This window comes from Accumulibacter sp., from assembly GCF_029255125.1.
Taxonomy (GTDB): domain Bacteria; phylum Pseudomonadota; class Gammaproteobacteria; order Burkholderiales; family Rhodocyclaceae; genus Accumulibacter.
Window position 1 is genome coordinate 1 of the sequence record NZ_JAPUVR010000062.1, and the last position, 11121, is coordinate 11121.

Annotated in this window: 11 protein-coding genes; 1 reads left to right on the forward strand and 10 read right to left on the reverse strand. The window is 64.4% G+C overall.

Features of this window, described 5'->3' with window-relative positions:
• The 10 genes from Q1L59_RS02955 to thrS all read right to left on the reverse strand — a co-directional run.
• Positions 1-178 (reverse strand): DUF1854 domain-containing protein (locus Q1L59_RS02955; protein ID WP_300327854.1); only part of this gene is annotated, 178 nt, incomplete at its 3' end.
• The gene (locus Q1L59_RS02960; RefSeq protein WP_300327838.1) at positions 175-2508 is read right to left on the reverse strand and encodes an ABC transporter ATP-binding protein; all 2334 of its coding nucleotides are present in this window, start codon (positions 2506-2508) and stop codon (positions 175-177) included. The genes Q1L59_RS02960 and Q1L59_RS02955, both read right to left, overlap by 4 nt.
• A gap of 40 nt (positions 2509-2548) precedes the next feature.
• Positions 2549-2914 (reverse strand): MerR family transcriptional regulator, encoded by a 366-nt coding sequence (locus Q1L59_RS02965; protein ID WP_300327840.1) that lies wholly within the window; start codon positions 2912-2914, stop codon positions 2549-2551.
• Positions 2898-3200, reverse strand: a complete 303-nt coding sequence (locus Q1L59_RS02970) for an integration host factor subunit alpha (protein ID WP_300327856.1) — start codon at positions 3198-3200, stop codon at positions 2898-2900. The genes Q1L59_RS02965 and Q1L59_RS02970 overlap by 17 nt, the downstream gene beginning before the upstream one ends.
• A 13-nt stretch (positions 3201-3213) precedes the next feature.
• On the reverse strand, positions 3214-5589 hold the full coding sequence (gene pheT / locus Q1L59_RS02975; RefSeq protein WP_300327842.1) for a phenylalanine--tRNA ligase subunit beta: 2376 nt from the start codon (positions 5587-5589) through the stop codon (positions 3214-3216).
• Between the two features lie 39 nt (positions 5590-5628).
• On the reverse strand, positions 5629-6675 hold the full coding sequence (gene pheS, locus Q1L59_RS02980; protein ID WP_300327844.1) for a phenylalanine--tRNA ligase subunit alpha: 1047 nt from the start codon (positions 6673-6675) through the stop codon (positions 5629-5631).
• 51 nt (positions 6676-6726) lie between these two features.
• Positions 6727-7086: a 50S ribosomal protein L20 gene (gene rplT / locus Q1L59_RS02985; RefSeq protein WP_300327846.1), complete on the reverse strand. Its 360-nt coding sequence runs from the start codon at positions 7084-7086 to the stop codon at positions 6727-6729.
• An 11-nt stretch (positions 7087-7097) separates the two neighbouring features.
• Positions 7098-7295, reverse strand: a complete 198-nt coding sequence (gene rpmI, locus Q1L59_RS02990; protein ID WP_300327848.1) for a 50S ribosomal protein L35 — start codon at positions 7293-7295, stop codon at positions 7098-7100.
• Between the two features lie 110 nt (positions 7296-7405).
• Complete coding sequence (infC, locus tag Q1L59_RS02995) at positions 7406-7927, reverse strand: translation initiation factor IF-3 (RefSeq protein ID WP_300327858.1); 522 nt, start codon at positions 7925-7927, stop codon at positions 7406-7408.
• A 26-nt stretch (positions 7928-7953) separates the two neighbouring features.
• Positions 7954-9870, reverse strand: a complete 1917-nt coding sequence (gene thrS / locus Q1L59_RS03000) for a threonine--tRNA ligase (protein WP_300327850.1) — start codon at positions 9868-9870, stop codon at positions 7954-7956.
• Positions 9871-10309: 439 nt separating this feature from the next.
• On the opposite strand from thrS, the gene Q1L59_RS03005 reads away from it, so the two are divergent.
• On the forward strand, positions 10310-11121 hold an 812-nt coding region (locus Q1L59_RS03005), incomplete at its 3' end, for an Rpn family recombination-promoting nuclease/putative transposase (protein ID WP_300327852.1).

Below are 11121 nucleotides of genomic sequence, written 5' to 3' on the forward strand. Positions count from 1 at the left end.
GCTCGATCCAGGCCAGCTCGTGGCCGTGCGGGTCGACCAGGGCGAGACCGTAGTCGGGCGCGCCGATCGGAAAGGCGCGCACCGGTGCGACCTCGTCGTGGCAGGTGCCGGCCGCGTCGATCAACTCGAGGCGACCGAAACTGTTGCGCCGCAGGCGGTAGCCCGGGGCAACGCTCATTGCCGCTCCTCGTCGTCGCGCCGGGCGATTTCCAGCGCGCGCAGATCGTCTTCCACGTCGATGTTGCGTGCCTGCGCCTGATAGAGGCGGTAGTAGTGTCCTTCGGCCGCCATCAGCTCGTCGTGGCTGCCGACTTCGACCACCCGGCCGCGGTCGAGGACGACCAGCCGGTTGGCGTCGCGCAGCGTAGACAGGCGGTGCGCGATGGCGATCGTCGTCCGTCCGCGCACCAGGTTGTCGAGCGCCTTCTGAATCTCCTTTTCGGTCGTCGTATCGACCGACGAAGTCGCTTCATCGAGGATCAGGATGCGCGGGTCGATGAGTAGTGCGCGCGCGATCGAAATGCGCTGGCGTTCGCCCCCCGAGAGGGCCTGTCCGCGCTCGCCGACGAGAGAATCGTAGCCATGCGGCAGGCGCAGGATGAACTCGTGCGCATGCGCGGCGCGTGCGGCGGCGACGATTTCCTCGCGCGTCGCGTCGGGTTTGCCGTAGGCGATGTTTTCCGCGATCGTGCCGAAAAAGAGGAAAGGCTCCTGCAGCACGAGGCCGATGTGCCGGCGGTACTCGGCAACCGGCAGCGAGCGGATGTCGACCCCGTCGATCAGGATCGCGCCTTCGCTGACGTCGTAGAAACGGCAGATCAGATTGACCAGCGTGCTCTTGCCAGAACCGCTGTGGCCGACCAGGCCGACCATTTCGCCGGGTTCGATGACGAGATCGATGTCGCGCGTGACGCTGCGTGTGCCGTAGCGAAAACCGACCCCGCGCAGTTCAATGCGCCCGGCAACGTTCGGCAGATGCACCGGGTGGTTCGGCTCGGGCACACTGGATACGTGGTCGAGGATGTCGAAGATGCGCTTGGCGCCGGCTGCCGCTTTCTGGGTCACCGAAACGATGCGGCTCATCGAGTCCAGGCGCAGGTAGAAGCGGCTGATGTACGCCAGAAACGCGGTGAGCACGCCGACGGTGATCTGGTCGCGCGCAATCTGCCAGATGCCGAAGGCCCAGACGGTGAGCAGACCGATTTCGGTCAACAGCGTGACGGTCGGCGAGAACAGCGACCAGACCTTGTTGACCCGGTCGTTGACTTCGAGGTTGTGCGTATTGGCAGCGCGGAAACGCGCCGCCTCGCGGCTCTCCTGAGCAAACGCCTTGACCACGCGTATGCCCGGAATCGTGTCGGCGAGGACGTTGGTGACCTCGGCCCAGACCCGGTCGACACGCTCGAAACCGGTGCGCAGCTTCTCGCGCACCACGTGGATCAGCCAGGCGATGATCGGCAGCGGGAGCAGCGTGACAGCCGCCAGCCAGGCGTCGATCGAGACGAGAATCACCGTCGTCATCAGGATCATCAGCACATCGGTGGCGAAATCGAGCAGGTGCAGCGAGAGGAAGATGTTGATCCGGTCGGTCTCCGAGCCGATGCGCGCCATCAGGTCGCCCGTCCGCTTGCCGCCGAAGTACTCCTGCGAAAGCTTGAGCAGGTGTTCGTAGGTTGCCGTGCGCAGATCGGCGCCGATGCGTTCGGAGACGAGCGCCAGAATGTACGTGCGCGCCCAGCCCAGCACCCAGGCAACGAGCGAAGCGGCGAGCAGACCGGACAGGTAGAGGGCCACCGTCGCCACCTCGATCGGCTTACCGTTCTGGTACGGAATCAGCACGTTATCCATGATCGGCATGGTCAGATAGGGGGCCACCAGGGTGGCTGCCGTGGTCAGCAGCGAAAGAACGAAAGCGGCGAGCAATTGCCCCTTGTAGGGCCGGGCGAAACGCCCCAGGCGGAGCAGCGTCCAGGTCGATGGCGGCGCGTGGATTTCCTTGCTGCACACCGGGCACTCCTCCTGACCGGCGAGCAACGGGCTCTCGCACTTCGGGCAGAGTGCCTGGGGTGCGGCCGGCGGCAGCGTGCCGTCGATGCGCAGGCTCGACTGCTGTGCAAAGCGTTCGACCAGACGTCCGGCGGCAACGTCGCCGCCCAGCGTGTAGCGCCATTGTCCGAGCAAGGCACGCGTGTCATGCAGTTCGAGCGTGCCGACGCCGGAATGGTCGCGGCGGGCCAGGGTGAGGCCGGCGCGGTAGGGCCAGCTCTGCCAGTCGGCGTCTGCGCTGGCCTTGGCGAACAGGCGTTCGCTGGTCAGCACGACGATTCCGGAGGTGAAATGCAGGCGCGCGTCGAGGTCGATTTCGAGCCAGGCAAGGATCTGCTCGCCGTCCACCAGGTGCTCGCCGTGCTCGCCGAACGCGGGCAGCCAGACGGCCGGCGGCGTCGGAACGGACGCTGGCTCAGCGGACGCCACAGGCGGCGAGCTCGGGCTGGCGCTTGGCGTCATGCAGTCACCGCTCTTCCTGGGCGGCCGGCGGCAGCCGGCTTCACGGCTGGCGCAGCAGGTCGACGATCTCGAGCAGTTCGACGCGCAAGACCTCGGGCGTCAGTCCAGGGGCTGCGCCGGAATCGGGGTCGACTTCATCCAGACGATGGCGTGCGCCACTGATGGTGAACCCCTGGCTGTAGAGCAACTCGCGAATCCGGCGAATCAGCAGCACCTCGTGGTGCTGATAGTAGCGCCGGTTGCCGCGTCGCTTTACCGGTTTGAGCTGGGTGAATTCCTGCTCCCAATAGCGCAGAACGTGCGGCTTGACGCCACACAGCTCGCTGACCTCGCCGATCGTGAAGTAGCGCTTGGCGGGAATTGCCGGCAGAACCTGAGCCTCGGGCTCTCTAGGACTGGCTTCCATGATAGGCGTGCTCCACGTCGGTCTTCAGCTTCTGGCTGGCATGAAAGGTAACCACCCGGCGCGCCGTGATCGGAATCTCCTCGCCTGTCTTCGGATTTCGCCCTGGTCGCTGCGGCTTGTCACGCAACTGGAAGTTGCCGAAGCCCGAGAGCTTTACGCCATCGCCGCGTTCGAGGGCGTTGCGGATTTCCTCAAAGAACGCTTCGACCATGTCCTTTGCCTCGCGCTTGTTCAGGCCAACCTTTTCGAACAGCAAATCGGCCAGTTCTGCTTTTGTCAGCGTCATTCCATCCCCTTTCTCAAACCCGAAGTTGCGCTGCAAAAGCATGCTGCAGGTAGGCGACCAATTGCTGAACGGCCGCGTCGACTTCGGCTTCCAGTAACGTCTTTTCAGTATCTTGCATCACTATGCGGAAGGCAAGGCTTTTCTTGCCCGCTTCGACTCCCCGGCCAAGGTAGACATCGAAGAGGGTGATTTCCTGAACGATCGGTGGGCCGTTCAGCCGCATTCCTTCGATCAGGCGGCGAACTTCGAGCGCCTGATCAACGACGATCGCCAGGTCCCTGATCACCGGCGGCTGGCGCGAGACCTCGCCGAATTGCGGCAGGCGGGCGGTGAGCAGCGGATCGAGATCGACTTCGAAGACGACCGGAACCGACGGCAATTCGTACTTCTGCTGCCATTCCGGGTGCAACTCGCCGATGAAGCCGATCGCCTGGCCGGCGAGCGTGACGCGCGCGCTGCGGCCCGGGTGCAGGGCCGGGTGTGGGCAAGGGGCGAACTCGGCGACCAGCGGCGCGAGGAGAAACTCGAGGTCGGCCTTGAGATCGAAGAAATCGACGTTGCGCGTCGCACAAGCCCATTGCTCGGGCAGCGCGCTGCCGTAGGCGAGAGCGGCGAGTTTCCACGGTTGGCGAAAACCGTGCACCGGCGCGCCGGCGTCATCGCGGAAGAAGCAGCGGCCGCTTTCGAAAAGGCGGATTCGGCTCTGCTTGCGCCGCAGGTTGGTCGCCACATTCGCCACCAAGCCGCCGATCAGACTCGAGCGCAGGACGCCGAGATGCGCCGCGATCGGGTTGGCCAGGCGGATCGCGCCAGCGTTGGCGGCGAAATCGACCTCCCAGCGCTCGTCGACGAAGGCGTAGTTGACCACTTCCTGATAGCCGCAGTCGGCCAGAATCTGGCGCAGACGGGGCAGCGAACGCGTGTTTTCGCTCTGCGGCAGCATCGACAAGCTCGCCCGCGGCGCGGCGGCCGGGATTTGTTCGTAGCCCTGCAGGCGGGCGATCTCTTCGATCAGGTCCTCTTCAATCGCCAGATCGAAACGATAGCTCGGCGGAACGACGACGAAGCTTTCACCCTCGCGGGCAAGCGGAAAGCCGAGCCGCGCGAGGAGTTCGCCGACCCGCTCAGCGCCGAGCGACGCACCGAGAACGCGCGCCACGCGCGAGGCGCGCACGCGCACCGGCAAACGTTCCGGCAGACGCGCGGTGGCCTGGCTGAGCGGACCGGCGTGGCCACCGCAGATGTCGAGAATCAGCCGGGTCGCCCGTTCGAGCGCGCGGCTCGTCCCGCCGAAGTCGACGCCACGTTCGAAGCGATGCGAAGCGTCCGAGCCGAAAGCGTAGCGGCGCGCCCGTCCGGCGATCGCCGACGGGGCAAAGAAGGCCGCTTCCAGGAACAGCTCGCGCGTCTCGTGCGTGATGCCGCTCTCCTCGCCGCCCATGATCCCGGCCATCGCCAGCGGGCCGCGATCGTCGGCGATCAGCAGGATGTCGTCGTGCAAGGTGATCGACTGTTCGTTGAGCAGCCTGAGCTGCTCGCCGGGGCGCGCCATGCGCGCCCGAATCGCGCCGCACAGGCGAGCGTTGTCGAAGGCATGCAGCGGCTGCCCGAGCTCGAGCATGACATAGTTGGTGATGTCGACCAGCGCCGAGATCGACCGCAGGCCGCAGCGTTCGAGGCGCCGGCGCATCCAGTCGGGCGTCGGCGCCGTCGCATCGACGTCGGCGATCACGCGCCCGCAGTAGAGCGGACACGCCTCCGGTGCTTCGAGCACGATCTGGCGCGCACTGGCGATGCTCGCCGCAACCGGCGCGACTTCGAGCAAGCGCAGCGGCTGACCGGTGAGCGCCGCGACTTCGCGCGCAATTCCTTCGAGCGACAGACAGTCGGCGCGGTTCGGCGTCAGCTTGAGCGTCAGCAGGTGGTCGTCGAGGTCGAGCAACTGGCGCACATCGCTGCCCGTCGGGGCGTCGGCGGGCAACGCGAGAAGGCCGGCAGCGTCTTCGGAAATCCCCAGTTCGCGCGCCGAGCAGAGCATTCCGTGCGAGTCGACGCCACGCACCCGGCTCACCCCGATGCGCAGCGAACCCGGCAACTCGGCACCCGGCAGCGCGCATGGCACTTTCATTCCGGGCGCGACGTTCGGCGCGCCGCAGACGATCGGCAGCGGTTCGCCGGCGCCAACCGCAACCTGGCAAACGCGCAGACGATCGGCGTCGGGGTGCTTGTCGACGGCTTGCACATGGCCGACGACGACGCCGCCAAAGGGCGGTGCAACCGGTTCCTCCGACTCGACTTCGAGACCGGCCATGGTCAACAGATGCGAGAATTCGTCTCCCTCGAGCTTGGCATCGACGAAGCTGCGTAACCAGGATTGCGAGAATTTCATTGCGTCAGGTGGGCGGGAAGAGGCGCGTCAAATGGCGCGTCAGATGAACTGGCGCAGAAAGCGCAAGTCGCCGTCGTAGAACAGGCGCAGGTCGTTGACGCCATAGCGCAGCATCGTCAGGCGATCCGGCCCCATGCCGAAAGCAAAGCCGATGTAGTTCTCGGGATCGATCGCGACATGGCGCAGCACGTTCGGATGCACCATGCCGCAGCCGGCGATTTCCAGCCAGCGCCCCTCGAGCGGCCCACTCATGAAGGCCACGTCGATTTCCGCCGACGGTTCGGTAAACGGGAAGAACGACGGGCGGAAGCGGACGCGCAGATCGTCGTTTTCGAAGAAGCGGCGCAGGAAATCGGCGATCACGCCCTTCAGGTCGGCAAAACTGACGTTCTCGCCGATCCACAGCCCCTCGACCTGATGAAACATCGGCGAGTGGGTAGCATCCGAATCGACCCGATAGACGCGTCCGGGCGCGATCACGCGGATCTCAGGCATGCGCGCCTGGCCGGCATGGCGGGCGACGTGCGCCTGCATGTAACGCACCTGGATCGGGCTGGTGTGCGTACGCAGGAGAACGCCCGGCGCGACCTCGCCACGCTCGTCGAGTAGATAGAAGGTGTCGTGCATCGAACGCGCCGGGTGGTCCTCAGGCGTGTTCAGTGCGGTGAAATTCTGGAAGTCGCTTTCGATTTCGGGGCCATCGGCCACCTCGAATCCGATCGAGCGAAAGAGCGCTTCGATCCGTTCGAGCGTGCGCGTTACCGGATGCAGGCCGCCGCGCGCCTGACCGCGCCCGGGCAGCGTGACATCGAGCGCCTCGGCCGCCAGCTTGCGCGCCAGCGTCTTGCGGCGAATCGCCTCGCGCCGCTCCTCAAGCGCCGACTCGACGGCTTCCTTGGCACGGTTGATCGCCGCGCCGGCGGTCTTCCGCTCGTCCGTCGGCAACTGCGCCAAACCCTTGAGCAGCCCGGTGATCTGACCGCTCTTGCCGAGATAGGCGGCCTTCACCTGTTCGAGCGCGGCGTGGTCGTCGGTTGCGGCAAAGGCGCTGGTCGCGGCCTGGATGATTTGATCGAGATTGTGCATGGTCTACTGAAAAAAGGAGGCTTGCGCCTCCTTTGCCGGCGCTCGCCGCGGTCAGGAATCGAGCTGGCTTTTCGCCTGCTGCGCCAGCGCGGCAAAGGCCGGTTTGTCGAAAACCGCCAGGTCGGCGAGCACCTTGCGGTCCACCTCGACTTGCGCTTTCTTCAGTCCGTTCATCAGCGTGCTGTACTTCATTCCCAGTTCGCGCGCCGCCGCATTGATGCGGGCGATCCACAGGCTGCGGAACTGGCGCTTGCGTTGCCGGCGGTCGCGATAAGCGTACTGCCCGGCTTTCATCACCGCCTGCTTGGCGACGCGATAGACGTTGTTGCGGCGGCCGCGGAAGCCCTTGGCCAGGGCAAGAATCTTCTTGTGGCGCGCGTGCGCGGTTACACCACGTTTTACTCGGGGCATCTCTTATCTCCTCAGGCGTAGGGCAACATTGAACGGACCACGGCCTTGTCCGCGTCATGCACCGCGGTCATCCCGCGCAACTGACGCTTGGTCTTCGTGTCCTTCTTGGTCAGGATGTGTCGCTTGTACGCGTGTGAGCGCTTGATACGCCCGCTCGGACTGATCTTGAAGCGCTTTTTCGCGCCTGTCTTGGTTTTCATCTTGGGCATTGAATGCTCCTGTTTATGAACATGCTGCCAGGTGGCTCCCGACGGGAACGCTTGTAACCCGGCACCACTTGTTATCGCCGCGTCTTCTTGTCGCGGCGCTGTCGCTCGAACTAGCGTCGCTTGTTCGGCGTCAGCACCATGACCATCTGGCGGCCTTCCATTTTCGGCATCTGCTCGACCAGCGCGATCTCCTGCAGGTCGGCTTTGATTCGCTCGATCTGGCGCATGCCGATATCCTGATGCGCCATCTCGCGACCGCGGAAGCGCAAGGTCACCTTGACCTTGTCCTCCTCCTCGAGAAAGCGCGTCATGTTGCGTAGCTTGATCTGGTAGTCGTTCTCGTCGGTCCCCGGACGGAACTTGACTTCCTTGACCTGCACCTGCTTCTGCTTGAGCTTCTGCTCATGCTGGCGCTTCTGCTCCTGATACTTGAACTTGCCGAAATCGACGATGCGGCAGACCGGTGGCTGCGCCATCGGCGCAATTTCGACCAGGTCGACCCCAGCTTCTTCAGCCAACGCCAGTGCTGCCCTGACACTCATGACGCCCAATTGTTCGCCGCTGGCTCCGATCAGGCGGACTTCCGGTGCGTTGATCTCTTCGTTGACGCGTTGCGCCTTTTGCAGTGCGATGGTTCCGCTCCTTGTTTCGAGAAAAGTCAGGCCGTTGCGCGGCGCGTTGCGACTTCCTCGAGAAGTCGCCCGGTCAGGGCCTCGATCGACATCTGGCCGAGGTCCCGGCCGCCGCGTGTACGCACGGCTACCAGATTGGCTGCCAATTCCTTGTCGCCGACGACGATCTGGTAAGGCAGCTTGTTCAAGCTATGCTCTCGTATTTTATAGGTAATTTTTTCATTGCGCAAATCGGCCGCAACGCGCAGTCCGGCCGCGCGCAGATTGGCCGCCACCTGCTCGGCATAATCGGCCTGGCGCTCGGAGATATTCAGCACCACCGCCTGCTGTGGGGCCAGCCACAAGGGCATGGCACCGGCATGATGTTCGATGAGGATGCCGATGAAGCGTTCGAGCGAACCGAGGATCGCCCGGTGCAGCATCACCGGCACCAGGCGCTCGTTGTTCTCCGCGATGTAGTGCGCGGCGAGCCGCTCGGGCAGGGCGAAATCGAGCTGCAGCGTGCCGCATTGCCAGACGCGCCCGAGGCAGTCCTTGAGCGAAAACTCGATCTTCGGTCCGTAGAAAGCGCCTTCGCCGGGCTGCAGTTCGTAGTCCAGTTGCTTCGCCGCGAGCGCCTGCGCCAGTGCCTGCTCCGCCCGGTCCCAGACTTCATCCGAACCGATGCGCTTGTCGGGCCGCGTGGACAGCTTGACGAGAATCTCGGCAAACCCGAAATCGGCATAGATCTGTTGCAACAGATCGATGAAAGCCGAAGTCTCGGGCAGAACCTGCGCTTCCGTACAAAAAATGTGGGCGTCATCCTGCACGAAAGCGCGCACTCGCATCACGCCGTGCAAGGCGCCGGACGGCTCGTTGCGGTGGCACGAGCCGAACTCCGCCAGCCGCATCGGCAGGTCGCGGTAGCTGCGCAGACCCTGATTGAAGATCTGGATATGCCCCGGACAGTTCATCGGTTTGATTGCGTAATCGCGATTCTCCGCCGCCGTCGTGAACATGTGCTCGGCGTAGTTCTGCCAGTGTCCCGAGCGCTCCCAGAGCACCCGATCGACGATCATCGGCGTCTTCACTTCCAGATAACCGTGCGCGGCGAGGACGCGCCGCAAGTACTGCTCGACCTCCTGCCAGATCGTCCAGCCCTTCGGATGCCAGAACACCATCCCCGGCGCTTCGTCCTGCAAGTGAAAGAGATCGAGTTGCCGGCCGAGCTTGCGATGGTCGCGCTTCTCGGCCTCTTCCAGCATGTGCAGATACGCTTCCTGGTCTTCCTTCTTCGCCCAGGCCGTGCCGTAGATGCGCTGCAGTTGTTCGTTGCGATGGTCACCGCGCCAATACGCGCCGGCGACCTTCATCAGCTTGAAAACCTTCAGCCGGCCAGTCGAGGGGACATGCGGACCACGGCACAGGTCGACGAAATCGCCTTCGCGATACAGTGACACTTCCTCGCCGGCCGGGATGGCGCCGATCAGCTCGGCCTTGTAGCGCTCGCCGATCGACTCGAAGAAAGCGACCGCCGCATCGCGTTCCCACACCTCGCGCTGCACCGGCAGGTCGCGTCGCGCCAGCTCATGCATGCGTTGCTCGATCGCCGCCAGGTCGTCCGGCGTAAACGGACGCTCGTAGGCGAAGTCGTAGTAGAAGCCGTTTTCGATCACCGGGCCGATCGTCACCTGCGCCGTCGGGAAAAGCTCCTTGACCGCGTAGGCCAGCAAGTGCGCGGTCGAGTGCCGGATGATCTCCAGACCTTCCGGGTCCTTGTCGGTGATGATCGCCAGACTGGCGTCGCTGGCGATGCAATACGAGGTGTCGACCAGACGCCCATCGAGCTTGCCGGCGAGCGCCGCGCGCGCCAGTCCGGCGCCGATGCTCTGGGCAACCTCGGCGACGCTGACCGGCTGCGCAAAGGCTCGCTGCGAAGCGTCAGGCAGGGAAACGACGGGCATGGTGCACCTTGCAAATAGGAAGAGCGCAAAGAAACGAAAAAAGCCAGCAACTCGCACTGGCTGGCAGATGAACCGCGTGAGCCCCGCCGGCCGGCCGGCATGGCTGGTGCGGACGACGCCCGGTGTTGCTCGGCAGGCGCCGAATCATAGCACAGACCGGCTGGCATGACCTTTTCGGCGCGCGCGTTCGCGCGTTTGCAGGGCCAGTTTCAGTCCCGCGCGCAACGCGCCGCGCACGTGTGGGACGCGGCGGCGTCGTTTCCCGGCGGTATCGACCGGAAGGCGCCGGGTCCGCACGGTGGGTGCCGGCTGACGCCGGGACGGTCATTGCGCGCTCATTGCGCGCCGCCGGCGTAGCGGTCGCAGTCGGGTTTGCCCGCTTCCCGCATTGCCGCTGCCTCGCTGCCAAAAGCGGCGTCGAATCGGCTAGACTGTAGGTATGCGCCACTCGATTGACCCGAAGATCGATTGTGTTTTCAAAGCGCTGCTCGGTGCGGACAGCAACCGGCGGCTGCTCATCCACTTTCTCAACGCGGTCCTTGGCGCGGCACTGCCGGGTCCGATCCGCCAGGTCAGCATTCTCAACCCCTACAACGAGCGAGAATTCCTCGACGACAAGCTGAGCATCGTCGACGTCAAGGCGCGCGACGATGCCGGGCAGATCTACCAGGTCGAGATTCAGCTCTTGAGCTATGCCCAACTGCCTGCGCGTATTCTGTACGCCTGGGCCGACCTTTACAGCGCGCAACTGGGCAGCGGGCAGGACTACGCTGCGCTGCGTCCCACCTATGCCATCTGGTTGCTGGCCGAGAATCTGCTGCACGACGATCCCGCATACGCCCACAGCTACCGCCTGCGCGACGAGAACGGCCGGATATTGCTGGAGCACGGCGGCATCTGGCTGCTCGAACTGAACAAGTTTGTCGCCGAACGGGTCGAAACCGAGCAGCAGCGCTGGCTGAAATTCTTCACCGAGGGCCAGCGGCTGGATCAAACCCAGTTGCCGACGTGGATGCAAACCGACGAAATGAGGCAAGCCATGGACACCCTGAATACCTTTTCCGAAAAAGAGCGCGCCTACCACGCGTATCAGGCGCGGCAAAACTACCTGCGCGAACAGCGCTGCATTCAGCGCGAGTTGGAAGGGCGCCAGATGGAAGCCGAGCGCTTGCGCGCGGAAGCGGAAAGGCTGCAGATGGAAGCCGAAAGGCTGCAGACGGAGACGGAAAGGCTGCAGATGGAGACGGAGCA